At 65.4% G+C, this 23493-nt stretch carries 22 protein-coding genes and 1 other RNA gene; 19 read left to right on the plus strand and 4 right to left on the minus strand.

Features of this window, described 5'->3' with window-relative positions:
• Nucleotides 1-70: 70 nt before the first annotated feature.
• The 3 genes from JYG37_RS06995 (at nucleotide 71) to JYG37_RS07005 (ending at nucleotide 2256) form a co-directional block, all read left to right on the plus strand.
• The gene (locus tag JYG37_RS06995) at nucleotides 71-1177 is read left to right on the plus strand and encodes a substrate-binding domain-containing protein (RefSeq protein ID WP_124556039.1); all 1107 of its coding nucleotides are present in this window, start codon (nucleotides 71-73) and stop codon (nucleotides 1175-1177) included.
• A 101-nt stretch (nucleotides 1178-1278) separates the two neighbouring features.
• A complete protein-coding gene (locus tag JYG37_RS07000; protein ID WP_050011550.1) occupies nucleotides 1279-1548 on the plus strand; it encodes a hypothetical protein in 270 nt (89 codons plus the stop codon).
• 354 nt (nucleotides 1549-1902) lie between these two features.
• Complete coding sequence (locus tag JYG37_RS07005) at nucleotides 1903-2256, plus strand: DUF4148 domain-containing protein (RefSeq protein ID WP_050011549.1); 354 nt, start codon at nucleotides 1903-1905, stop codon at nucleotides 2254-2256.
• A gap of 293 nt (nucleotides 2257-2549) precedes the next feature.
• Here the strand turns inward: JYG37_RS07005 and ssrA are convergent.
• From ssrA to ompA, 4 genes are all read right to left on the minus strand, one after another.
• Nucleotides 2550-2919, minus strand: a transfer-messenger RNA (tmRNA) gene (gene ssrA, locus JYG37_RS07010).
• Nucleotides 2920-2936: 17 nt separating this feature from the next.
• On the minus strand, nucleotides 2937-3650 hold the full coding sequence (gene gph / locus JYG37_RS07015) for a phosphoglycolate phosphatase (protein ID WP_050011548.1): 714 nt from the start codon (nucleotides 3648-3650) through the stop codon (nucleotides 2937-2939).
• Nucleotides 3651-3663: 13 nt separating this feature from the next.
• Complete coding sequence (gene ubiG / locus JYG37_RS07020; protein ID WP_050011547.1) at nucleotides 3664-4362, minus strand: bifunctional 2-polyprenyl-6-hydroxyphenol methylase/3-demethylubiquinol 3-O-methyltransferase UbiG; 699 nt, start codon at nucleotides 4360-4362, stop codon at nucleotides 3664-3666.
• A 152-nt stretch (nucleotides 4363-4514) separates the two neighbouring features.
• Nucleotides 4515-5183 carry an outer membrane protein OmpA gene (gene ompA / locus JYG37_RS07025; RefSeq protein WP_050011546.1) on the minus strand — a complete coding sequence of 223 codons (669 nt, stop codon included), beginning with the start codon at nucleotides 5181-5183 and terminating at the stop codon, nucleotides 4515-4517.
• 567 nt (nucleotides 5184-5750) lie between these two features.
• On the opposite strand from ompA, the gene gyrA reads away from it, so the two are divergent.
• The 16 genes from gyrA to cysM all read left to right on the plus strand — a co-directional run bounded on the left by gyrA (nucleotide 5751) and on the right by cysM (nucleotide 23477).
• Nucleotides 5751-8354, plus strand: coding sequence for a DNA gyrase subunit A (gene gyrA, locus JYG37_RS07030; protein WP_050011545.1), 2604 nt, complete (start codon nucleotides 5751-5753; stop codon nucleotides 8352-8354).
• Between the two features lie 83 nt (nucleotides 8355-8437).
• Nucleotides 8438-9037, plus strand: coding sequence for a DUF2059 domain-containing protein (locus JYG37_RS07035; protein WP_006486966.1), 600 nt, complete (start codon nucleotides 8438-8440; stop codon nucleotides 9035-9037).
• Between the two features lie 157 nt (nucleotides 9038-9194).
• Nucleotides 9195-10277, plus strand: coding sequence for a 3-phosphoserine/phosphohydroxythreonine transaminase (gene serC / locus JYG37_RS07040; RefSeq protein ID WP_050011544.1), 1083 nt, complete (start codon nucleotides 9195-9197; stop codon nucleotides 10275-10277).
• A gap of 33 nt (nucleotides 10278-10310) precedes the next feature.
• Nucleotides 10311-11393, plus strand: a complete 1083-nt coding sequence (gene pheA / locus JYG37_RS07045; protein WP_050011543.1) for a prephenate dehydratase — start codon at nucleotides 10311-10313, stop codon at nucleotides 11391-11393.
• A gap of 176 nt (nucleotides 11394-11569) precedes the next feature.
• The gene (locus tag JYG37_RS07050; protein WP_204383722.1) at nucleotides 11570-12496 is read left to right on the plus strand and encodes a prephenate dehydrogenase; all 927 of its coding nucleotides are present in this window, start codon (nucleotides 11570-11572) and stop codon (nucleotides 12494-12496) included.
• Between the two features lie 13 nt (nucleotides 12497-12509).
• Nucleotides 12510-13814 carry a 3-phosphoshikimate 1-carboxyvinyltransferase gene (gene aroA / locus JYG37_RS07055; RefSeq protein ID WP_204383724.1) on the plus strand — a complete coding sequence of 435 codons (1305 nt, stop codon included), beginning with the start codon at nucleotides 12510-12512 and terminating at the stop codon, nucleotides 13812-13814.
• Between the two features lie 12 nt (nucleotides 13815-13826).
• Nucleotides 13827-14513 (plus strand): (d)CMP kinase, encoded by a 687-nt coding sequence (gene cmk, locus JYG37_RS07060; RefSeq protein ID WP_006476573.1) that lies wholly within the window; start codon nucleotides 13827-13829, stop codon nucleotides 14511-14513.
• 142 nt (nucleotides 14514-14655) lie between these two features.
• Entirely contained in the window at nucleotides 14656-16368 is a 1713-nt protein-coding gene (gene rpsA, locus JYG37_RS07065; RefSeq protein WP_011544885.1) for a 30S ribosomal protein S1, read from the plus strand.
• 22 nt (nucleotides 16369-16390) lie between these two features.
• Nucleotides 16391-16714, plus strand: a complete 324-nt coding sequence (locus JYG37_RS07070; protein WP_006486894.1) for an integration host factor subunit beta — start codon at nucleotides 16391-16393, stop codon at nucleotides 16712-16714.
• 221 nt (nucleotides 16715-16935) lie between these two features.
• A complete protein-coding gene (locus tag JYG37_RS07075) occupies nucleotides 16936-17229 on the plus strand; it encodes a lipopolysaccharide assembly protein LapA domain-containing protein (RefSeq protein WP_012328123.1) in 294 nt (97 codons plus the stop codon).
• A gap of 55 nt (nucleotides 17230-17284) precedes the next feature.
• Nucleotides 17285-18457 carry a lipopolysaccharide assembly protein LapB gene (gene lapB / locus JYG37_RS07080; RefSeq protein WP_050011540.1) on the plus strand — a complete coding sequence of 391 codons (1173 nt, stop codon included), beginning with the start codon at nucleotides 17285-17287 and terminating at the stop codon, nucleotides 18455-18457.
• Nucleotides 18458-18523: 66 nt separating this feature from the next.
• A complete protein-coding gene (locus tag JYG37_RS07085) occupies nucleotides 18524-19924 on the plus strand; it encodes a UDP-glucose dehydrogenase family protein (RefSeq protein ID WP_050011539.1) in 1401 nt (466 codons plus the stop codon).
• Nucleotides 19925-19931: 7 nt separating this feature from the next.
• Nucleotides 19932-20882: a D-glycero-beta-D-manno-heptose-7-phosphate kinase gene (gene rfaE1 / locus JYG37_RS07090; protein WP_080334140.1), complete on the plus strand. Its 951-nt coding sequence runs from the start codon at nucleotides 19932-19934 to the stop codon at nucleotides 20880-20882.
• Between the two features lie 63 nt (nucleotides 20883-20945).
• On the plus strand, nucleotides 20946-21938 hold the full coding sequence (gene rfaD / locus JYG37_RS07095) for an ADP-glyceromanno-heptose 6-epimerase (RefSeq protein WP_050011537.1): 993 nt from the start codon (nucleotides 20946-20948) through the stop codon (nucleotides 21936-21938).
• Between the two features lie 74 nt (nucleotides 21939-22012).
• A complete protein-coding gene (locus tag JYG37_RS07100; RefSeq protein WP_050011536.1) occupies nucleotides 22013-22360 on the plus strand; it encodes a ComEA family DNA-binding protein in 348 nt (115 codons plus the stop codon).
• Between the two features lie 214 nt (nucleotides 22361-22574).
• Entirely contained in the window at nucleotides 22575-23477 is a 903-nt protein-coding gene (gene cysM / locus JYG37_RS07105) for a cysteine synthase CysM (RefSeq protein WP_050011535.1), read from the plus strand.
• The last annotated feature ends 16 nt before the right edge of the window (nucleotides 23478-23493 follow it).

Consider the following 23493-nt stretch of genomic DNA (forward strand, 5'->3'; position numbering starts at 1 on the left):
CGTTCTGATTGATTTTCACCAACGATAAGCGGAAGATTTCGCGGTCGCAATAGGAAATCGGAGTACATAATTGATTCGGATCGAATGCGACGCGTATCTGACCGTGCGCGACACCGAAGGCCGGTCGGCCAGCCTGTCCGACGTCGCGCCGCTGCTGGAACTCGTGGCCGAGACGGGCAGCATCGCTCAGGCTGCGCAAGCCAAGGGGCTGTCGTACCGGCACGCGTGGGGCATGCTGCGCGCGCTGGAGTTGTGCGTCGGCGGCGCGCTGATCGAGACCGCGCGCGGCAAGGGGTCGACGCTGTCGGCGCTCGGGCAGGCGGTCGTCGATGCGCAGCGCCTCGCGCGCAGCCGCCTCGACGGGAACCTGCGCACGCTGGCGGCCGAGGTGGCCAGCGAACTGAACCGCCGGCTCGCGCAGCGCGACGGGGCCGTGCGCATTCATGCGTCGCACGGGTACGCGGTGGCGACGCTCGTCTCCGCGCTCGTCGATGCGCAGGCGGCCGTCGACATCAAATACCGCGAGAGCGTCGAGGCCGTGCAGGCGCTCGCGCGCGGCGAATGCGACCTCGCCGGCTTCCATTTGCCGCGCGGCGCGTTTCGCGCGCAGTGCGCGCAAATCTACCGGCCGTGGCTCGACGACACGCGCCACGTGCTGATTCACCTGACGCGCCGCCAGCAGGGATTGTTCGTTCCCCGCGGCAACCCGAAGCAGGTCCGTGGGCTCGCGGATCTGGCACGCAACGACATCCGCTTCGTCAATCGGCAGCCGGGATCTGGCACGCGCATGCTGCTCGATCTCGCGTTGCGCGCGATCGGCATCGATCCGGAGCGCATCGACGGCTATGCGTCGGCCGAACTCACGCATTCGGCGATCGCGGCGTTCGTCGCGAGCGGCATGGCCGATCTCGGTTTCGGCGTCGAGCCGGCCGCCCGTCATTTCGGGCTCGACTTCATCCCGGTCGTCGACGAGGACTATTACTTCGCCTGCGAACGCGCGCGGCTCGATGTGCGGCCGCTGGCCGATGTGCTGGCGCTGCTGCGCGACGCACGCTTCGTCGAGCGCGTCGCGCATCTCGACGGCTACGATCCGGCCGCGTGCGGCGCGCTGGAGCACATCGCGACCGGGCTGGCCGGCGGCGACGGCGCGCGCGCGCCGGACGGCAATTCCCGGTAACGCGGCGGCGATCGAATCGCGCTGCAGCAGCGGGGGATTTGCGCTACGCTTGCCGCTCGATCAACGTTCCAACAAGCACGCCGTTCAGGCGTCATCCCGACATGAAATTTTCCGTTCCCCTTGCCGCGGCAGCGTTGACCGCGGGGCTGCTGGTCGTCGCTTCGCCGTTTGCGTTCGCGCAGAATTCCCCGGGTGTGCCCGGCGGCATCCTGAGCGAACAGTTCCGCCTGAACGAACACCCGCAGATGCCGTTCGCGGCGTCGGCGCCGTCGGAGAAATATCAGAGCGGCAAGAAGTCGGCATTGCGCCGCAAGGGTGACCTGGGCGACCCGAACGGCTGCAACCTGAAGTGCCCGATGGATACCCGGTAACGGGCAGGCAGCGTGTCGGCGCCCGAGCGGGGCGCCTCTTCTGCGCCGCAGCGTGATCCACTGACGGACGCTGCGTACGTTCCACCCCGATCTCGCTTGATTCGAGCCCCGCGAAGCCCGTCGCTTCGCGGGGCTCACGCTTTCTGGCGAGCGTTCATGTAATGCGGGATGGACGAAGCGGCCGTTCGCCCGCATGGGCCGCGCCGACAGTGATTAAGGGTTAACCCGTAAATCAGGAAGGATGTCTTCCTCAAACCTGCCTTATTCTTAAGCATCCACCTACATAAACTTCGGTTTGTCGGCGCTGATCAAGGTGTTCACCGCCGAATCAGACAAATCTGGAGGTAGGTCATCATGAAGTCGCTCGTTCAAGCCGTTGTCGTTGCCGCTGCTCTCGTTGCTCCGGTCGTGTCGTTCGCCCAGTCGGGTTCGACGATCACCCGTGCGCAGGTCCGTGCCGAACTGGTTCAACTCCAGCAGGCCGGTTACAACACCGCCCGCGGCGAGGACCCGCATTATCCGGAAGCGATCCAGGCCGCAACGGCGCGTGTCGCGGAGCAGCAGCGCAGTGCGCTCGCACAGGCTCGAGGCGCCGACGCCGGCGGCTACGGTGCGCAGGCGCAGGGCGCATCGGCGTCGGGTTCGCGCGCAATGGGTGTGCGCCCGGCCAGCGCGGAGGAAATGAAGTCGCTGTATCGCGGCAGCTAAGCGGCACCTCGCCCGGTATGGGCGGCGCGGGCCCCGGCGCGGCGATGCGTCGCGCGCTGCCCGAAGCCTGACCACCGGGCCGGCCGCCACCCGGCGCAATCGACGATGGCGCGGGCGCGGGAGAAACATCCGTCACCTCCGGCCGCCGAACACCGGCGGCATTCCGCCCGGCCCGTCCGTGGCTGGGCGCTTTTTCGGAAGGGAAGGGAAGGCGTGGGGCGTGCGCGTTACGCCGGCAACAAAAAACCCCGCAGACTGGCGTCATGCGGGGTTCGTGCGACGAGCGCGGAATTTGGTGGAGGCGGCGGGAATCGAACCCGCGTCCAGAAGCGCTCCACGACTAGTTCTACATGTTTAGTCCAGTCTTTTGATTTAACCGCAGCGACGCGGACGAACACGCTGCACTACGGCGATTCGCTAGATTTTCGACCCTGGCGTCGCGACGCCGACAGGGCTTAACTGACGTAAATGACCTCTGGCGGTATTGCTACCGGTCTTGCGACACTAGCCCGTCAGTGAACTAGGCAGAGGACGGCGGCCCTTAGGCTGCCAGTGCGAACGTATCGTCGTTTGCAGTTACGATTTTCCCATTGATTAACGAGGTGACGGGTCCTCGACATGCCCTAGCCGCTTCACAACCCCTGTCGAAACCAGGTCGCCCCCGCGGATAAGATCGATCATTATAGCCCAACATCGCGCAGCAGGTCCCGCAGTTCCTGCGTCGTATCGACGAGGTGCTGGGCCTGCCAGTCGGCCGGCGCGACGCCGTCGCCGCAATAGCCGTATGCGGCTGCGACGGTGGCCATGCCGGCGGCGCTGCCGGCCTGAATGTCGCGCAGGTCGTCGCCGACGTAGACGATACGCTCGGGCGCGAGCGTCAACTGGTCGGCCGCATGCAGCAGCGGGGCCGGATGCGGTTTCGGATGCGGCGTAGTGTCGCCCCCGACGATGCAGGCGGCGCGCGGCGCGAGGCCGAGCAGCTCGACGAGCGGCGCGGTGAGCCGCATCGCCTTGTTCGTGACGATGCCCCAGCGTACGCCGCGCGCATCGAGTTCGTCGAGCACGTCGCCGATGCCGGGGAACAGCGTCGTATGCACGCAGAGGTCGGCTGCGTAGTTGGCCAGGAACTCGTCGCGCATCGCTTCGTAGCCGGCCGTGTGCGGATCGATGCCGAACGCGCCGCCGAGCAGGCCGCGTGCGCCGGCCGAGGCCAGCGGCCGCAGCACGTCGAGCGACGTTTCGGGCAGGCTGCGCGCGCGCTGCATCTTGTTGACGGCTGCCGCGAGATCGGGCGCCGTGTCGGCGAGCGTGCCGTCCAGATCGAACAGGACCGCATCGCAGTGCAGCAGGCGCGGTTCGTCTGCGATCCGCGCGGTCGAAAGGGGAGTCGTCATGCCGGTCAAAAGGTCATGCGCCGCGTCGGCATGCGACGAGGTAGTTGATGTCGGTGTCGTTCGACAGCGCGAAGCGCTTGCCGATCGGGTGATACGTGATGCCCTTGATCTCGGCGATGTGCAGATCCGTCGCGCGCACGAAGCCGGCCAGTTCCGACGGGCGGATGAAGCGCGCGTAATCGTGCGTGCCCTTCGGCAGCATTTGTGCGATGTATTCCGCGCCGATCACCGCGAACAGGTAGGACTTCAGGTTGCGGTTCAGCGTCGAGAAGAATACCCAGCCGCCCGGCTTCACGAGCGTCGCGCACGCGGCCACGATATCGGCGGGCGACGGCACGTGCTCGAGCATCTCCATGCACGTGACGACGTCGTAGCTGCTCGGTTCGCGCGCGGCGATCGCTTCGGCGGCGATCGCCTCGTAATCGACCGAAATGCCGCTTTCGAGACTGTGCAGATCGGCCACGCCAAGCGCTTCGGTCGACAGGTCGATGCCTTTCACCTGTGCGCCGAGTCCGGCCATCGATTCGGACAGGATGCCGCCGCCGCAGCCGATGTCGAGCACGCGCTTGCCGGCCAGGTGCGCATGCGCGTCGATCCAGCCGAGCCGTACCGGGTTCAGGTCGTGCAGCGGTTTGAATTCGGCATTCGGGTCCCACCACCGATGGGCGAGGTCGCTGAATTTCTGGAGTTCGTGCGGATCGGCGTTGGTCATGTCGGCAAACGGGCTACGAGAGGAGGGCGGTGCGTCGGTGCGTCAGCCCCGAGTATATAAGCGGGCGGACGGCGAGGCCAGCGAGCGCCTGGACGGGCGTCAATGAAAAAGCCCCGCCGGAGCGGGGCTTTGAAGCAGTCGAAAACCGCGGCTTAGTTTGCCGGAACGGTCGTCTTCTGGACTTCTTGCGTACCGACCACTTCGACTTCCACGCGGCGGTCCGGTGCGAGGCAGGCGATGAGTTGCTTGCGGTTCTTCTGGTTGCAGCCGGTCGTAACCGGGTTGCGCTTGCCCTTGCCTTCCGTGTAGATCTTGTTGGCCGGCACACCCTTGCTGACCAGGTACGACTTCACGGCTTGCGCGCGGCGCAGCGACAGACGGTCGTTGTACTTGTCCGAACCGATGCGGTCCGTGTAGCCCGTTGCGACGACCACTTCCGTGTTCATGCCCTGGATCTTCGACGACAGTTCGTCCAGCTTTTGCTTGCCCAGCGGCTTGAGCGTTGCCTTGTCGAAGTCGAACAGTGCGTCAGCTTGATACGTGATCTTCTGGCTCGTGATGGCCGGAGCGACCGGAGCGACCGGCGGCTGCGGTGCCTGGGCGACCAGTGCGCCATCGCACTTCGCGTTGGCGGTGGCCGGCGTCCAGAACGCATCGCGCCAGCAGAGCTCGTTCGTGCCGTTCATCCACACCCATTCGCCCGTGCCGTTTACCCAGTTGTCATTGACGGCTTGACGCGACGCCGGCACCGACTGTGCCGAAGCGGATGCAGCCATAACTGCGGTAGCTGCAATGAACGCGAGCTTTGAAAGTTTATTCATATTTCTCCTCTCGAAATTGAGATTACCGCAGGTTTACTGCGAGCCTGTTGACGGTGACAAGTCATACATTGCTCGAAGTATAACATTGGTGCGGCACAAAAAACGCGGCACCGCTCTGTGTAGACTTCGAGCAGCGTCTAACTTTCAGTGCGTTGGCATTTTGCCATATCGTTCCCTTCCTACGAAAAAAAATCCTCCCCACCCCAAGATCGCTTCAACTTTGTGGTGCATGCGCAACACCCGCCTGCCGTAACTTTTAGAGATTGTCAAGAGCGGGGCGGCGAAATTGCGCGATTGCATGCGGTTGTTTACTCGCGCGCAGGAAACGCGGCGGATGCGATCGCCTGCGACGTCGCGTCGCGTCGCGTACCCGCGTACCCTTTCGTCGGCCCGATTTCGACCGAGGATTTCGGCCGATTCGCCGCGGCCGCGATTTTTGCTGTTTACATATAGTGGGGGAGGCGGATTGGCGGCCGATGGGCGCATGTTAGAATCTCGCGTTGCGTTGCGCATGCAGCGCCCACGCGAAAGGCGTTCGCCGTCTTCGCTCCGAAACGATACGGATACATGGATCAATTCGCCAAAGAGACCCTGCCCACCTCCCTAGAGGAGGAAATGCGCCGTTCGTATCTCGATTACGCGATGAGCGTGATCGTCGGACGTGCCCTCCCGGATGTCCGCGATGGCCTCAAGCCCGTGCACCGGCGCGTGTTGTTCGCGATGCACGAACTGAACAACGACTGGAACCGCGCGTACAAGAAGTCGGCGCGTATCGTCGGTGACGTGATCGGTAAATACCACCCTCACGGCGATACCGCGGTCTACGACACGATCGTGCGGATGGCGCAGGATTTCTCGCTGCGCTACATGCTGATCGACGGGCAGGGCAACTTCGGCTCGATCGACGGCGACAATGCCGCGGCGATGCGTTACACCGAAATTCGCATGGCGAAGATCGGCCACGAGCTGCTCGCCGACATCGACAAGGAAACCGTCGATTTCGAGCCGAACTACGACGGCAACGAAATGCAGCCGTCGGTCCTGCCGTCGCGCATTCCGAACCTGCTGATCAACGGCTCGTCGGGCATCGCGGTCGGCATGGCGACCAACATCCCGCCGCACAACCTGAACGAAGTCGTCGACGCGTGCCAGCACCTGCTCGGCAACCCGGAAGCGACGATCGACGAGCTGATCGAGATCATCCCGGCGCCGGACTTCCCGACGGCCGGCATCATCTACGGCGTCGCCGGCGTGCGCGACGGCTACCGCACCGGGCGCGGGCGCGTCGTGATGCGTGCGGCCACGCACTTCGAGGAGATCGACCGCGGCCAGCGGATGGCGATCATCGTCGACGAGCTGCCGTATCAGGTGAACAAGCGCTCGCTGCTCGAGCGGATCGCCGAGCTCGTCAACGAGAAGAAGCTCGAAGGCATTTCCGACATCCGCGACGAGTCCGACAAGAGCGGCATGCGCGTCGTGATCGAGCTCAAGCGCGGCGAAGTGCCGGAAGTGGTGCTGAACAACCTGTACAAGGCGACGCAGCTGCAGGACACGTTCGGCATGAACATGGTCGCGCTCGTCGATGGCCAGCCGAAGCTGCTGAACCTGAAGGAAATCCTGCAGTGCTTCCTGTCGCACCGACGCGAAGTGCTGACGCGCCGCACGATCTACGAACTGCGCAAGGCTCGCGAACGCGGCCACGTGCTCGAAGGTCTCGCGGTCGCGCTCGCGAACATCGACGAGTTCATCGCGATCATCAAGGCCGCGCCGACGCCGCCGATCGCGAAGCAGGAACTGATGGCGAAGCCGTGGGATTCGTCGCTCGTGCGCGAGATGCTGACGCGCGCCGAGAGCGAGAACGCGGCGGCCGGCGGCCGTTCCGCGTACCGTCCGGAAGGCCTGAACCCGGCGTTCGGGATGCAGACCGACGGGCTGTACCGCCTGTCCGACACGCAGGCGCAGGAAATCCTGCAGATGCGTCTGCAGCGCCTGACCGGCCTCGAGCAGGACAAGATCATCGGCGAGTACCGCGACGTGATGGCGCAGATCGCAGACCTGCTGGACATCCTCGCGCGCCCCGAGCGGATCACGACGATGATCGGCGAGGAACTGACCTCGGTGAAGGCCGAATTCGGCGACGCGCGCCGCTCGAAGATCGAGCTGAACGCGACCGAGCTGAACACCGAGGATCTGATCACGCCGCAGGACATGGTCGTCACGATGTCGCACGCGGGCTACGTGAAGTCGCAGCCGTTGTCCGAGTACCGCGCGCAGAAGCGCGGCGGTCGCGGCAAGCAGGCGACGCAGATGAAGGAAGACGACTGGATCGAGACGCTTTTCATCGCGAACACGCACGACTACATCCTGTGCTTCTCGAACCGCGGCCGCGTGTACTGGGTCAAGGTCTATGAAGTGCCGCAGGGCTCGCGCAATTCGCGCGGCCGTCCGATCGTCAACATGTTCCCGCTGCAGGAAGGCGAGAAGATCAACGTCGTGCTGCCGGTCAAGGAATTCTCGGCCGACAAGTTCATCTTCATGGCGACGTCGCTCGGCACCGTGAAGAAGACGCCGCTCGAAGCGTTCAGCCGCCCGATGAAGAAGGGCATCATCGCAGTCGGCCTCGACGACGGCGACTACCTGATCGGTGCGTCGATCACCGACGGCGCGCACGACGTGATGCTGTTCTCGGACTCCGGCAAGGCCGTGCGTTTCGACGAGAACGACGTGCGTCCAATGGGGCGCGAGGCGCGCGGCGTGCGCGGCATGCAGCTCGAGGACGGGCAGCAGGTCATCGCGATGCTCGTCGCGGGCAGCGAGGAGCAGACCGTGCTCACCGCGACCGAAAACGGCTACGGCAAGCGCACGCCGATCACCGAGTACACGCGCCATGGCCGCGGCACGAAGGGTATGATCGCGATCCAGACGTCCGAGCGCAACGGCAAGGTCGTGGCTGCCACGCTCGTCGACGCCGAGGATCAGATCATGCTGATCACGACGGCCGGCGTGTTGATTCGCACCCGCGTGTCCGAGATTCGCGAGATGGGGCGCGCCACGCAAGGTGTTACACTCATCAGTCTCGATGAGGGTACGAAGCTCTCTGGCCTCCAGCAGATCGCCGAGGCCGAAGAGGGAGAGGGCGAAGCCGACGAGGCGTCGGACGGCGAAGCCTGAAGAACGGATGAGACTCTGGCCGCCGCGGGCGAAAAGCGCCGCGGCCGGCGAGCAACCATTCATATTTCCAAAAGGGAGTGATGATGCAAAAGCAATTCAAGCAACTGGTTCTGCTGGCTGCACTGGTGCCGACTTTCGCGATGGCGCAGGCGCTGTCGAATTCCGCACCGGCTGCTCCGGCGGCAGCTGCGCCGATCGACGCCGACAAGAAGGCAGCGATCAAGGATCTGCTCGACGCGATCGACGCGCCGAAGCTCGTGTCGGCAATCGGCAACAGCGCCGAAATGCAGGCCAAGCAGCTCGTGCCGGCCATCCTGTCGGACGCGCTGTCGGAAAACAAGACGCTGAACGACAAGCAGAAGCAGGCTGCCGTTCCGACGCTGCAGAAGAACGCGGTGCCGAAGCTGGTCGACGGCGCGGGCAAGGTGTTCGGCACGCAACAGTTCCAGAGCGACGCGATGTCGGCTCAGTACGACGCGTACGCGAAGTACTACAGCACGTCGGAGATCAAGGATCTGACGACGTTCTACAAGAGCCCGACGGGCCGCAAGTTCATCCAGGTTCAGGATCAGGTCGGTCGCGACGTGGTCAACGGCCTGATGCAGAAGTACATGCCGCAAGCGATCCAGGCAACGCGTACGCAGGCTGACAAGGAAGTCGCAGCAGTCAAGCCGGGCAAGTAAGCTGTCCGGGCGCGCGCCCCCGGCCGTTCGGCCGGGTTTGGCGGGAGCCTGACGACAGTGCGATAATGGCCGTTTGCGCGCGAGCGCAAGCGGCCATTTCTTTTCTGGCGCGTTTTGCCGGCGACAAGCCGGTCGCGTCCCTCCCGAGGTTTTCACGATGCGCGTCTTTAATTTCTCCGCCGGCCCTGCGGCGATGCCCGAGGAAGTGCTGCGGCAGGCCGCCGACGAAATGCTCGACTGGCACGGCAGCGGCATGAGCGTGATGGAGATGAGCCATCGCGGCAAGGAATTCATGTCGATCCACGAGGCCGCGCTGACCGACCTGCGCGACCTGCTAGGCGTGCCGGCGAGCCACCGGATCCTGTTTCTGCAGGGCGGCGGCATCGCGGAAAACGCGATCGTGCCGATGAACCTGCTGGGCGCGCGCAAGACGGCCGACTTCGTCGTGACGGGTTCGTGGTCGCAGAAATCGTTCGGCGAGGCGAACAAGTTCTGCACGCCGCATCTGGCCGCGAGCGGCAAGACGGAAGACGGCTTCACGCGTGCGCCCGTGCGCGCGGAATGGCAGTTGTCGGACGATCCCGCCTACGTGCATCTGTGCACCAACGAGACGATCGACGGCGTCGAGACGTTCGAGATCCCCGATCTCGGCGACGTGCCGCTGGTCGCGGATGTCTCGTCGCACATCCTGTCGCGTCCGATGGACGTCGCGAAGTACGGCGTGCTGTTTGGCGGCGCGCAGAAGAACATCGGGATGGCCGGCGTGACGGTCGTGATCGTGCGCGAGGATCTGCTCGATCGCGCGCTGTCGATCTGCCCGTCCGCGTTCGAATGGAAGACCATCGCCGCGAACAACTCGCTGTACAACACGCCGCCCACCTACGCGATCTACATCGCGGGCCTCGTGTTCCAGTGGCTGAAGCGGCAGGGCGGCCTCGAAGCGATCGAGGCCCGCAATATCGAAAAATCGAAGCTGCTCTACGACACGATCGACGCGAGCAGCTTCTATCTGAACAAGGTCGAGCCGGCAGCACGTTCGCGGATGAACGTGCCGTTTTTCCTGGCCGACGAAACGCGCAACGAAGACTTCCTTGCCGGCGCAAAGGCGCGCGGGCTGCTGCAGCTGAAGGGCCACAAGTCCGTCGGCGGCATGCGGGCGTCGATCTACAACGCGGTGCCGCTCGAGGGCGTGAAGGCGCTCGTCGAGTACATGAAGGACTTCGAGCAGCGCGGCGCCTGACGGCGGCGCTGCTCAAACAGCACGGCAAAACGCATGGACGACGAACTGAATTCCCGCCTGAAACCGCTGCGCGACCGCATCGACGCGATCGACGCGCAGCTGATCGCGCTCCTGAACCAGCGCGCCGCGGTGGCGCTCGAGGTGGGCGAGGTCAAGAAGCATTTCAACGCGCCGGTGTTCCGGCCCGAGCGCGAGCTGCAGGTGATCGCGCGGCTGCAGGACATGAGCGCCGGGCCGCTCGCGAGCGAGCACATCAGCGCGATCTGGCGCGAGATCATGGCGGCGAGTCGTGCGCTCGAGCAGACGATCCACGTCGCGTTCCTCGGGCCGGTCGGCACGTATAGCGAGCAGGCGATGCTCGAGTATTTCGGCCAGTCGATCGAAGGGCTGCCGTGCCCGTCGATCGACGAGGTGTTCCGCTCGGTCGAGGCCGGTGCGTCCGCGTTCGGCATCGCGCCGGTCGAGAATTCGACCGAAGGCGCGGTATCGCGCACGCTCGACCTGCTGCTGCAGACCCAGCTCGTGATCAGCGGCGAACTCGCGCTGCCGATCCATCACAACCTGCTCACGCAGAGCGGCACGCTCGACGGCGTGACGCGCGTCTGCGCGCATGCGCAGGCGCTCGCGCAATGCCAGCAGTGGCTCGCGGCGAATGCGCCGCAGCTCGAGCGGCAGGCCGTGGCGAGCAACGCGGAGGCCGCGCGCCTCGCGGCGGCCGATCCGACCGTCGCGGCGATTGCCGGCGACCGCGCGGCCGCACACTATGGATTGCAGATCGCGTTCTCGCTGATCCAGGACGATCCGCACAACCGCACGCGCTTCGTGATCGTCGGCAAGCAGCCGGCCGGGCAGAGCGGTCACGACCAGACGTCGCTGATCGTGTCCGTGAAGAACGAGCCGGGCGCCGTGTTCAAGTTGCTCGAGCCGCTCGCACGGCACGGCGTGTCGATGACGCGCTTCGAGTCGCGTCCGGCGCGCGTCGGCACGTGGGAGTACTACTTCTATATCGACATCGAAGGGCACCGTGACGATGCGGCGGTGGCGGCCGCGCTCGCGGAACTCGGCCAGAAGGCCGCGTTCCTGAAGATACTCGGTTCGTATCCGCGCGCACGCTGACGCGCGGCGGCCGTCGCGTGCTTGGCGCAGGCGGGGCGGGCAGGGCAGGCCGGTCCGCTGCCGAAGGCGGGTTCGGGCGGTATCCGGCGCAGGTGGCGCCGGGTGCGGGCCCGTTGCCCGGAATCTGGAATTCCGCGTGCGGGGCGTCGTTTCGCGCGCGTAACTTGGCTCTTGTCGTGTCAGGCTTTGCATTCAACAAACTGGTCATCTTCGGCGTCGGCCTGATCGGCGGATCGCTGGCCCGCGCGCTGCGCGAGCGCGCGCCGGGCGGCGCGGGCGAGATCGTCGGCGTCGGCCGTTCGCGCGCGTCGGTCGAACGTGCGTGCTCGCTCGGCGTGATCGACCGCGCGGCGGCGCTCGACGACGACGCGCAATTGCGCGACGCGCTTGCCGGCGCCGATCTCGTCCTGCTGGCCGCGCCCGTCGCGCAGACGGGCCCGTTGCTCGCGCGCATCGCGCCGTGGCTCGACGGCGCGACGATCGTCACCGATGCCGGCAGCACCAAGTCCGACGTCGTCGCGGCTGCGCGCGACGTACTCGGCGCGCGGATCGCGCAGTTCGTGCCCGGTCATCCGATCGCGGGGCGCGAATCGAGCGGCGTCGAGGCGGCGTTGCCGGACCTCTACGTCGGCCGCAACGTCGTGCTGTGCCCGCTGCCGGAGAACGCGCCCGACGTGGTGGCCCGGATCGACGCGATGTGGCGGGCGACCGGCGCCGACGTGCGCATGATGAGCACCGAGCAGCACGATCGCGTATTCGCGTCGATCAGCCATCTGCCGCACGTGCTGTCGTTCGCGCTCGTCGAGCAGATTCTCGGCGAGGCCGACGCGGAACTGAAATTCTCGTACGCGGCCGGTGGTTTCCGCGATTTCACGCGTATCGCGGCGTCGAACCCGGAAATGTGGCGCGACGTGTGCGTCGCGAACCGCGCGGCGCTGCTCGACGAACTCGACGGCTACACGCGCGTGCTCACGCGGTTGCGTGCGGCGATCGACGCCGGCGACGGCGCGGCGCTCGAAGCCGTATTCACGCGCTCGCGCGCCGCACGCAAGGCATGGCAGGAGCGCGGCGGCGCGCCCGCTGCCGAACCGGTCAAGAAATAACAGGACGATTCCCATGGACTACCTCGATCTCGGCCCGTACTCCAGCGCTTCGGGTACCGTGCGCCTGCCCGGCTCGAAGAGCATTTCGAACCGCGTGCTGCTGCTCGCGGCGCTCGCCGAAGGCGAAACGACGATCACCAACCTGCTCGACTCCGACGACACGCGCGTGATGCTCGACGCACTCGGCAAGCTCGGCGTGAAGCTCGCGCGCGACGGCGACACCTGCGTGGTCACCGGCACGCGCGGCGCGTTCACCGCGAAGACGGCCGACCTGTTCCTCGGCAACGCGGGCACGGCCGTCCGGCCGCTGACCGCCGCGCTCGCGGTAAACGGCGGCGACTATCGCGTGCACGGCGTGCCGCGCATGCACGAACGGCCGATCGGCGATCTCGTCGACGGCTTGCGCCAGATCGGCGCGCAGATCGACTACGAGCTGAACGAAGGCTACCCGCCGCTGCGGATCAAGCCCGCGACGATTGCGGTCGATGCGCCGATTCGCGTGCGCGGCGACGTGTCGAGCCAGTTCCTCACCGCGCTGCTGATGACGCTGCCGCTCGTGAAGACGAAGGACGGCACGACCGTCGTCGAAGTCGACGGCGAACTGATCTCGAAGCCGTACATCGACATCACGATCCGGCTGATGGCGCGCTTCGGCGTGACCGTCGAGCGCGACGGCTGGCAGCGCTTCGTCGTGCCGGCCGGCGTTCGCTACAAGTCGCCGGGACGGATCATGGTCGAGGGCGATGCGTCGTCCGCGTCGTACTTCCTCGCGGCCGGTGCACTGGGCGGCGGCCCGCTGCGGGTCGAGGGCGTGGGGCGCGCGAGCATCCAGGGCGACGTCGGTTTCGCGAACGCGCTGATGCAGATGGGCGCGAACGTGACGATGGGCGACGACTGGATCGACGTGCGCGGCATCGGCCACGATCACGGCAAGCTCGAGCCGATCGACATGGACTTCAACCTGATTCCCGACGCGGCGATGACCATCGCGGTTGCGGCGTTGTTCGCGAGCGGCGCGAGCACGCTGCGCAACATCGCGAGCTGGCGCGTGAAGGAGACGGACCGCATCGCCGCGATGGCGACCGAGCTGCGCAAGGTCGGCGCGATCGTCGAGGAAGGCCCCGACTATCTCGTCGTCACGCCGCCGGAAAAGCTCACGCCGAACGCGGCGATCGATACGTACGACGATCACCGGATGGCGATGTGCTTCTCGCTCGTCAGCCTGGGCGGCGTGCCCGTGCGGATCAACGATCCGAAGTGCGTCGGCAAGACGTTCCCCGACTATTTCGACCGCTTCGCCGCGCTCGCCAAGGCCTGACCCACTGTTCCGATGAAATCGACCCGACCCTTTCACCCGACTCCCGTCATCACGATCGACGGCCCGACCGCTTCCGGCAAGGGCACCGTCGCGGCGCTCGTCGCCGCGCACCTCGGCTTCCACCTGCTCGACAGCGGCGCGCTGTACCGGCTCGCCGCGCTCGCGAGCGTGCGCTACGGGATCGCCGCGGAGGACATCGACGCGCTGGTGAAGCTGATCGACGATCTGCACATCACGTTCCGTGAAGGGTGCGCGCAGCTCGACGGCGTCGACGTGTCGAACGACATTCGTGCCGAAGCGGTCGGCAACCGCGCGTCGGCCATTGCCGTGCACGGCCCCGTGCGCACCGCGCTCGTCGCGCGCCAGCGCGCATTCCGCAAGACACCCGGCCTCGTCGCGGACGGGCGCGACATGGGCACGGTGATCTTCCCGGACGCCGTGCTGAAGGTGTTCCTGACGGCCAGCGCCGAGGCGCGCGCGACCAGACGGCATAAGCAATTGATGCAAAAAGGTTTTTCTGCTAATATAGATGACTTGCTCCGGGATCTTCGTGAACGTGACGCGCGCGACAGCAATCGCGCAGCCGCGCCGCTGAAGCCTGCGGCAGATGCCAAGCTGCTCGATACGTCGGCGCTTTCGGTCGATGAAGCGGTCGATCAGGTGCTGCAGTGGTACCGGGCGCTCGGCCAGCCCGCCTGAGAAGGCGGGCAGCGGTAGGTGCTTCGCGTCGCAAGCGCGGAGCGTGTTTCGAACCCTTAACCCCGTGTGGTCCTCGATCTGGCCCTTTCAGCCTGCCATTCCGGCCGGCGTGGCACAGCGAGCCATGCACAATCAGATTTTTATGTCCGACCTGCAAACCTCCACCCCGAATACCGAATCCTTTGCGGCTCTGTTCGAAGAGTCGCTGACCCGCCAAGACATGCGCGCCGGCGAAGTGATTTCCGCCGAAGTCGTGCGCGTCGACCACAACTTCGTGGTCGTCAATGCAGGCCTGAAGTCCGAGGCTTACATTCCGATCGAGGAATTCCTGAACGATCAGGGCGAGGTTGAGGTGCAGTCGGGCGATTTCGTGTCCGTCGCGATCGACGCACTCGAAAACGGCTACGGCGACACGATCCTGTCGCGCGACAAGGCGAAGCGCCTTGCATCGTGGCTGTCGCTGGAAAAGGCCCTCGACAACAACGAACTCGTCACCGGCACGATCACCGGCAAGGTGAAGGGCGGCATGACCGTGATGGTCAACGGCATCCGCGCGTTCCTGCCGGGTTCGCTGGTCGACACGCGTCCGGTCAAGGACACGACCCCGTACGAAGGCAAGACGCTCGAGTTCCGCGTGATCAAGCTCGATCGCAAGCGTAACAACGTCGTGCTGTCGCGTCGTGCAGTGATCGAAGCAACCCAAGGCGAAGAGCGCGCGAAGCTGCTCGAGACGCTGAAGGAAGGCGCGATCGTCAACGGCGTGGTCAAGAACATCACCGACTACGGCGCATTCGTCGACCTCGGCGGCATCGACGGCCTGCTGCACATCACCGACATCGCATGGCGTCGCGTGCGTCACCCGAGCGAAGTCCTGTCGGTTGGCCAGGAAGTCACCGCGAAGATCCTCAAGTTCGACCAAGAGAAGAACCGCGTCTCGCTGGGCATCAAGCAACTGGGCGACGATCCGTGGGAAGGCATCTCGCGCCGTTACCCGTCGGGCACGCGCCTGTTCGGCAAGGTCACGAACATCACCGACTACGGCGCATTCGTCGAAGTGGAATCGGGCATCGAAGGCCTCGTCCACGTGTCGGAAATGGACTGGACCAACAAGAACGTCGCGCCGTCGAAGGTTGTCCAGCTGGGCGACGAAGTCGAAGTCATGGTCCTCGAGATCGACGAAGACCGTCGTCGTATCAGCCTCGGCATGAAGCAGTGCAAGCCGAATCCGTGGGATGACTTCAGCCGCAACTTCAAGAAGGGCGACAAGATCACGGGCGCAATCAAGTCGATCACCGACTTCGGCGTGTTCATCGGTCTGCCGGGCGGCATCGACGGCCTGGTCCACCTGTCGGACCTGTCGTGGAGCGAAGCCGGCGAAGAAGCCGTTCGCAAGTACAAGAAGGGCGACGAAGTCGAAGCAATCGTGCTCGGTATCGACGTCGAGAAGGAGCGCATTTCGCTCGGCATCAAGCAGCTCGAAGGCGACCCGTTCAGCAACTACGTTGCAATGAACGACAAGGGCTCGATCGTCGACGGCGTCGTGAAGACGGTCGATGCGAAGGGTGCGGTCGTCACGCTGACGGGCGACATCGAAGGCTACCTGCGTGCGTCGGAAATCTCGCAGGATCGCGTCGAAGATGCACGCAACGTGCTGAAGGAAGGCGACAAGGTCAACGCGATGGTGATCAACATCGATCGCAAGTCGCGCGGCATCAACCTGTCGATCAAGGCGAAGGATTCGGCTGAACAACAGGAAGCGATCCGCGGCCTGCAGTCGGACTCCAGCGCTGCTGCGACCGGTACGACCAACCTCGGCGCGCTGCTGAAGGCGAAGCTCGACGGCCAGAACCAGTAAGCCTTACGAGGTCTGCTGAAGTATGACCAAATCCGAGTTGGTCGCGCAGCTGGCATCGCGATTTCCGCAACTTGTCCTCAAGGATGCGGATTTCGCGGTGAAAACGATGCTCGATGCGATGTCCGACGCCCTGGCGAAAGGGCATCGCATTGAAATTCGGGGTTTCGGCAGCTTCGGCCTCAATCGTCGCCCGGCGCGCGTCGGACGCAACCCGAAGTCGGGGGAGAAAGTGCAGGTGCCCGAGAAGTTCGTGCCGCACTTCAAACCTGGCAAGGAATTGCGTGAACGCGTCGACGGCCGCGCCGGTGAACCGCTGAAGGCTGACGATCCGGACGACGAGCGTTGAGCGTCGTTCGGTGAGCCCGGAACCTGTCCGGCGAAGGCTGAAAAGAAAAGCGCCCCTTGTGGGCGCTTTTTTCATTTCCGGCGGCATGTCCGGTAACCGACCCGCAACGCCGCGCACAGGATCTGCGCAGCCGCGGAAACGCTTCCTTTACAATACGGGTCGATTCGGTGCGACGAAGGGGAGTCGCGCGCCGCGGCAAACCTCAACAAAGAGAGGGCTTCATGAAGTTTATCGTCTGGCTGATCCGGGTATTGGTGTTCGTCCTGCTGCTGGTGCTTGCGCTGGCCAATACACAAACCGCGACGCTGAATTTCGTTGCCGGCTATGCATGGCAAGCGCCGCTGATCCTGATCGGCCTGGCATTCTTCGCCGTGGGGCTGCTGGCCGGCCTGCTGTCCGCGCTGCCTTCGATCTTTCGTTTGCGTCTCGAGAACGGGCGTTTGAAGCGCGATCTGCGTGCGGCGCGCGAAACGCCTGCCGTCATCGACCAGCCGCCGATGCCGCCCGTCATTTAACCCCGGACGCCGCGCGATTCCTCGCGCGGTTTTCGTCTCTGCTTCGATATTTCGCATGGATCTGGATTTCTGGTGGTTGCTCGCGATTCCGGTCGCGTTCGCGCTCGGTTGGGCGGCGTCACGCTATGACCTGAAGAATCTCCTGTCGGAGAGCGCCAACCTGCCGCGCTCGTATTTTCGCGGCCTGAATTTTCTGTTGAACGAACAACCCGACAAGGCGATCGATGCGTTCATCGAGGTGGCCAAGCTCGACCCCGAAACGGTCGAGCTGCACTTCGCGCTCGGCAACCTGTTTCGCCGTCGCGGCGAGACCGACCGCGCGATCCGCGTGCACCAGAACCTGCTGAGCCGCACCGACCTGCCGGTCAACGAGCGCGACCACGCGCTGTACGAACTGGGTCAGGATTTTCTGAAGGCCGGCCTGCTGGATCGCGCCGAAGAGGCGTTCCACAAGCTCGCGGACGGCGACTACGCGCTCGGCGCACAGCGGGCGCTGCTGACGATCTACGAGATCGAGAAGGACTGGAACAAGTCGATCGATACGGCGAAACGTATCGAATCGATGAGCGACAAGCCGCTCGGCATCGAAATTGCGCAGTTTCACTGCGAACTCGCGCAGGACGCGCTGCAGCGCAAGCAGGCCGACGTGGCGGCCGAACAGTTGCGCCGTGCGCTGACCGTGAATCCGCAGAACGTCCGTGCGACGATCCTGTCCGGCGACGCGGCGCAAGCGGCGGGCGACCACGCGGCCGCGATCGAGCACTGGAAGCGCGTCGAAGCGCAGAACCCGGCGTATCTGCCGCTCGTCGCCGACAAGCTGATGAAGGCGTACGTCGCGCTCGGCAAGAACGTCGAAGGCGCCGAGCTGCTGATGGGGTACGTCGATCGCTATCCGTCGAACGACCTGCTCGACATCGCCTATCAGCATATCGCCGGGTTGCGCGGCCAGGATGAGGCGCACACGCTCGCGCGCACGCAGATGGAAAAGTCGCCGAACCTGTCGGGGATGCTGCACCTGCTCGATGCGCAGATCGCGGCGGCCGACGAACCGCGTCGTAAGGAACTTGAAATGATGCGTGCGCTGATCAAGCAGCGTACGAAAAATCTGCCGCGGTATACGTGCCAGAATTGCGGTTTCCGGGCACGGCTCTTCTACTGGCAGTGCCCCGGATGCAGCGGCTGGGAAACCTATGCGCCGCGCCGCGTCGAACCCGCGATGCCGGGCTGATCCCGGCACGCGGAGCCAACGCGCTGCGGCCAAGTTAGTCTATTACCGGGAAGTACCGGAACATCTATGAAAATCACCATCATCGGCACCGGCTATGTCGGCCTCGTCACGGGCGCGTGCCTCGCGGAGATCGGTCACGACGTCTTCTGTCTCGACGTCGATCCGCGCAAGATCGACATCCTGAACAACGGCGGGATGCCGATTCACGAACCGGGGCTGCTGGACATCATCGCGCGCAACCGCACGGCGGGGCGCCTGCGCTTCTCGACCGACATCGAGGCGAGCGTCGCGCACGGCGAGATCCAGTTCATCGCGGTCGGCACGCCGCCCGACGAGGACGGCTCGGCCGACCTGCAATACGTGCTCGAGGCCGCGCGCAACATCGGCCGCCACATGACGGGCTTCAAGGTGATCGTCGACAAGTCGACGGTGCCGGTCGGCACCGCGCGGCGCGTGCACGGCGTGGTCGACGAGGCGCTGGCCGCACGCGGGCTCGCGGGCAGCGTCGCGCATCGCTTCTCGGTCGTGTCGAACCCGGAATTCCTGAAGGAAGGCGCCGCGGTCGAGGACTTCATGCGCCCGGACCGGATCATCATCGGCGTCGACGACGACGAAACCGGCACGATCGCACGCGAGAAGATGAAGAAGCTCTACGCGCCGTTCAACCGCAATCACGAGCGCACGATCTACATGGACGTGCGTTCGGCCGAATTCGCGAAGTACGCGGCGAACGCGATGCTCGCGACGCGCATCTCGTTCATGAACGAGATGTCGAATCTCGCCGACAAGGTCGGCGCCGACATCGAGGCCGTGCGCCGCGGGATCGGCTCCGATCCGCGCATCGGCTATCACTTCCTGTACGCCGGCGTCGGCTACGGCGGCTCGTGCTTCCCGAAGGACGTGCAGGCGCTGATCCGCACCGCGGGTGAGAACGGCCAGCCGCTGCGTATCCTGGAGGCCGTCGAGGCCGCCAACCATGCGCAGAAGGACGTGCTGATCGGCAAGATCGAGCAGCGTTTCGGCGCCGACCTGACGGGCCGCGAGTTCGCAGTCTGGGGCCTGGCGTTCAAGCCGAACACCGACGACATGCGTGAGGCGCCAAGCCGCCGCCTGATCGCCGCGCTGCTCGAGCGCGGCGCGACCGTGCGCGCCTACGATCCGGTTGCCGTCGACGAAGCGCGGCGCGTGTTCGCGCTGGATTTCGGCGACGATGCCGACGTGCTGGCGCGATTGCACCTCGTCGACACGCAGGACGCCGCGGTCACGGGCGCGGACGCACTCGTGATCGTGACCGAGTGGAAGGAATTCCGCAGCCCCGATTTCACGCGCCTGAAGGCCGAGCTGAAAGCGCCGGTGATCTTCGATGGGCGCAACCTGTACGAGCCGGATGCGATGGCCGAACTCGGCATCGACTACTACGCGATCGGTCGGCCGTACGTCGATCCCCAGTCGTTTTCCCGTGGCTGAACGTACGATGAATACTCTTCGTGAAGTCGTTCCGGTGCCGCGCGAGCAACTCGCGCGTTCGCGTGTGCTCGTCGTCGGCGACGTGATGCTCGACCGCTACTGGTTCGGCAACGTCGATCGCATTTCGCCTGAAGCGCCGGTGCCGGTCGTGCACGTGCAGCGTCAGGAAGAGCGGCTCGGCGGCGCGGCCAACGTGGCGCGCAATGCGGTGACGCTCGGCGGCCAGGCCGGGCTGCTGTGCGTCGTCGGTTGCGACGAACCCGGCGAGCGGATCGTCGAGCTGCTCGGCAGCAGCGGCGTGACGCCGCATCTCGAGCGCGATCCGGCGTTGCCGACCACGATCAAGCTGCGCGTGCTCGCGCGCCAGCAGCAACTGCTGCGCGTCGACTTCGAGGCGATGCCGACGCACGAGGTGCTGCTCGCGGGGCTCGCGCGCTTCGATGCGCTGCTGCCGCAGCACGACGTCGTGCTGATGTCGGATTACGCGAAAGGCGGCCTCACGCACGTCACGACGATGATCGAGAAGGCGCGTGCGGCCGGCAAGGCGGTGCTGGTCGACCCGAAGGGCGACGACTGGGCACGCTATCGCGGCGCATCGCTGATCACGCCGAATCGCGCGGAACTGCGCGAGGTGGTCGGGCAGTGGAAATCGGAAGACGACCTGCGCGCGCGCGTCGCGACCCTGCGTGCGGAGCTCGGCATCGACGCGCTGCTGCTCACGCGTTCGGAAGAGGGCATGACGCTCTTTTCCGCGGGCGGCGAACTGCATGCGCCGGCGCTCGCACGCGAAGTGTTCGACGTGTCGGGCGCGGGCGACACCGTGATCGCGACGGTCGCGACGATGCTCGGCGCCGGTGTGCCGCTCGTCGATGCTGTGGTGCTCGCGAATCGCGCGGCAGGCATCGTGGTCGGCAAGCTCGGCACGGCCACCGTGGACTACAACGAACTGTTTCACTGAGCGCATTCGGCGGCGCGACGAGCGCGCCGCACGAGTGGCTCGCACTTTTCAGGCAGGACGATCATGACCCTCATCGTCACCGGCGCAGCCGGTTTTATCGGCGCGAACATCGTCAACGCGCTCAACGCGCGCGGCGAGACGCGCATCATCGCGGTCGACAACCTGACGCGCGCGGACAAGTTCCGCAATCTCGTCGACTGCGAGATCGACGACTATCTCGACAAGACCGAATTCGTCGAACGCTTCGCGCGTGGCGATTTCGGCAAGGTACGCGCGGTATTTCATGAAGGCGCCTGTTCGGACACGATGGAAACCGACGGCCGCTACATGATGGACAACAATTTCCGCTACAGCCGCGCGGTGCTCGATACCTGCCTCGCGCAGGGCACGCAGTTCCTGTATGCATCGTCGGCCGCGATCTACGGCGGCTCGACGCGCTTCGTCGAGGCGCGCGACGTCGAGGCGCCGCTGAACGTGTACGGCTATTCGAAGTTCCTGTTCGACCAGGTGATCCGTCGCGTGCTGCCGAGCGCGAAGAGCCAGATCGCGGGCTTCCGCTATTTCAACGTGTACGGCCCGCGCGAGACGCACAAGGGCCGCATGGCGTCGGTCGCGTTCCACAACTTCAACCAGTTCCGCGCGGAAGGCAAGGTGAAGCTGTTCGGCGAGTACAACGGTTATGCGCCGGGCGAGCAGACGCGCGATTTCGTGTCGGTCGAGGACGTGACCAAGGTGAACCTGTTCTTCTTCGATCATCCGGAGAAGTCGGGCATCTTCAACCTCGGCACGGGCCGCGCGCAGCCGTTCAACGATATCGCGTCGACGGTCGTCAATACGCTGCGCGCGCTCGACAACCAGCCGCCGCTGACGCTCGCGCAGCAGGTCGAGCAGGGATTGATCGAATACGTGCCGTTCCCCGATGCGCTGCGCGGCAAGTACCAGTGCTTCACGCAGGCCGACCAGACGAAACTGCGCGCGGCCGGCTACGACGCACCGTTCCTGACCGTGCAGGAAGGCGTCGACCGCTACGTGCGTTGGCTATCCGGCCAGGTTTAAACCGGCGCGTTGCATCGATAGACTGGGTCTCACGGTCGGCAGCCGCCGGCCGTTTTTCTTCGGAGATCCAGCACATGATCAGGAAATGGTTTGCCGCAGCGGTCATGCTCGGCGCAGTGGCGTCGGCGTGGGCGGCCGTCGACGTCAACACCGCGAACGAGGATGCGCTCGTCGGCATCAAGGGCATCGGCCCGGCGCGGGCGAAGGCGATTCTCGACGAGCGCGGTGCACGCGGTCCGTTCAGGAATGCGGACGATCTCGCCGCACGCGTGAAGGGCATGGGCGGGCATACCGTCGAGCGGCTTCAGCAGGAAGGGTTGACGGTCGGTACGGCGGCGGGCGCGGGCACGACGCCGGCGGCCGCGGGCAAGCCGGCGGCAGCGAAGCCCGCCGCCGTGCCGGCCCGCACCGCGCAGAAATAACGGGTCGCGCGTACCCGACACAGGGCTCCTTCAGTCGCCGTCGTTGCGACGGCTTCCCGCGGCATGCCGCGGGTTTTTTGCGTGGGGCCGCGCGCGCGGCGAAACGCGAACCGCGCGGTACGCGTATTCCATCGTCGCAAAGGGGTTGCCGGCGCGCGTGCCGGTGCTGGTTTACAATCGATCGATTGATCGGCCTCGCACTCACGGTATATCCATGGCTTACAAAACTATCGAAGACACGATCGGCAATACGCCGCTCGTGCAACTGGTCCGCCTGCCGGACGACGAGATTCGCGCGCGCAACAACGTGCTGCTCGCGAAGCTCGAGGGCAACAATCCGGCCGGTTCCGTGAAGGATCGCCCGGCGCTGTCGATGATCAGCAAGGCCGAGGCGCGCGGTCGCATCAAGCCGGGCGATACGCTGATCGAGGCGACGAGCGGCAACACGGGCATCGCGCTCGCGATGGCCGCGGCGATCCGCGGCTACAAGATGGTGCTGATCATGCCGGAGGATCTGTCGGTCGAGCGCCGCCAGAGCATGGCGGCCTACGGCGCCGAAATCATCCTGACGCCGGTGAAGGGCGGGATGGAGCTGGCGCGCGACCTCGCGGAGCAGATGCAGCGCGAGGGCAAGGGCGTGATCCTCGACCAGTTCGGCAACCCCGACAATCCCGTCGCGCACTACGAAGGCACGGGGCCGGAGATCTGGCGCGATACCGAAGGGCGCATCACGCACTTCGTGTCCGCGATGGGCACGACGGGCACGATCATGGGCACGTCGCGCTATCTGAAGGAACAGAATCCGGCGATCGAGATCGTCGGTGCGCAGCCGGAAGACGGCTCGCGTATCCCGGGCATCCGCAAGTGGCCGGAAGCGTACATGCCGACCATCTTCGATCGCAGCCGCGTCGATCGCGTCGAGAGCGTGAGTCAGGCTGCGTCGGAAACGATGACGCGCCGGCTGGCGGCGGTCGAGGGCATCTTCGCGGGCATTTCGTCGGGCGGCGCATGCGAAGTCGCGATGCGCATCGCGCGTCAGGTCGAGAACGCGACGATCGTGTTCATCATCTGCGATCGTGGCGACCGCTACCTGTCCACGGGCGTGTTTCCAGCGTGAGCCCGGGCGGCACGCA

This window comes from Burkholderia sp. LAS2 (genome assembly GCF_018417615.1).
Classification (GTDB): domain Bacteria; phylum Pseudomonadota; class Gammaproteobacteria; order Burkholderiales; family Burkholderiaceae; genus Burkholderia; species Burkholderia sola.

Bases quoted from the DNA above. Each gene is read 5' to 3' on its own strand.
- JYG37_RS07085 (WP_050011539.1), top strand. From the start codon at position 18,524: ATGAAAATCACCATCATCGGCACCGGCTATGTCGGCCTCGTCACGGGC.
- ubiG (WP_050011547.1), bottom strand. From the start codon at position 4,362: ATGACCAACGCCGATCCGCACGAACTCCAGAAATTCAGCGACCTCGCC.
- gyrA (WP_050011545.1), top strand. From the start codon at position 5,751: ATGGATCAATTCGCCAAAGAGACCCTGCCCACCTCCCTAGAGGAGGAA.
- rfaE1 (WP_080334140.1), top strand. From the start codon at position 19,932: ATGAATACTCTTCGTGAAGTCGTTCCGGTGCCGCGCGAGCAACTCGCG.
- JYG37_RS07005 (WP_050011549.1), top strand. From the start codon at position 1,903: ATGAAGTCGCTCGTTCAAGCCGTTGTCGTTGCCGCTGCTCTCGTTGCT.
- rfaD (WP_050011537.1), top strand. From the start codon at position 20,946: ATGACCCTCATCGTCACCGGCGCAGCCGGTTTTATCGGCGCGAACATC.
- cysM (WP_050011535.1), top strand. From the start codon at position 22,575: ATGGCTTACAAAACTATCGAAGACACGATCGGCAATACGCCGCTCGTG.
- rpsA (WP_011544885.1), top strand. From the start codon at position 14,656: ATGTCCGACCTGCAAACCTCCACCCCGAATACCGAATCCTTTGCGGCT.
- gph (WP_050011548.1), bottom strand. From the start codon at position 3,650: ATGACGACTCCCCTTTCGACCGCGCGGATCGCAGACGAACCGCGCCTG.
- ompA (WP_050011546.1), bottom strand. From the start codon at position 5,183: ATGAATAAACTTTCAAAGCTCGCGTTCATTGCAGCTACCGCAGTTATG.
- pheA (WP_050011543.1), top strand. From the start codon at position 10,311: ATGGACGACGAACTGAATTCCCGCCTGAAACCGCTGCGCGACCGCATC.
- cmk (WP_006476573.1), top strand. From the start codon at position 13,827: ATGAAATCGACCCGACCCTTTCACCCGACTCCCGTCATCACGATCGAC.
- serC (WP_050011544.1), top strand. From the start codon at position 9,195: ATGCGCGTCTTTAATTTCTCCGCCGGCCCTGCGGCGATGCCCGAGGAA.
- JYG37_RS07075 (WP_012328123.1), top strand. From the start codon at position 16,936: ATGAAGTTTATCGTCTGGCTGATCCGGGTATTGGTGTTCGTCCTGCTG.
- JYG37_RS07035 (WP_006486966.1), top strand. From the start codon at position 8,438: ATGCAAAAGCAATTCAAGCAACTGGTTCTGCTGGCTGCACTGGTGCCG.
- JYG37_RS07100 (WP_050011536.1), top strand. From the start codon at position 22,013: ATGATCAGGAAATGGTTTGCCGCAGCGGTCATGCTCGGCGCAGTGGCG.
- JYG37_RS07070 (WP_006486894.1), top strand. From the start codon at position 16,391: ATGACCAAATCCGAGTTGGTCGCGCAGCTGGCATCGCGATTTCCGCAA.
- JYG37_RS07000 (WP_050011550.1), top strand. From the start codon at position 1,279: ATGAAATTTTCCGTTCCCCTTGCCGCGGCAGCGTTGACCGCGGGGCTG.
- lapB (WP_050011540.1), top strand. From the start codon at position 17,285: ATGGATCTGGATTTCTGGTGGTTGCTCGCGATTCCGGTCGCGTTCGCG.
- aroA (WP_204383724.1), top strand. From the start codon at position 12,510: ATGGACTACCTCGATCTCGGCCCGTACTCCAGCGCTTCGGGTACCGTG.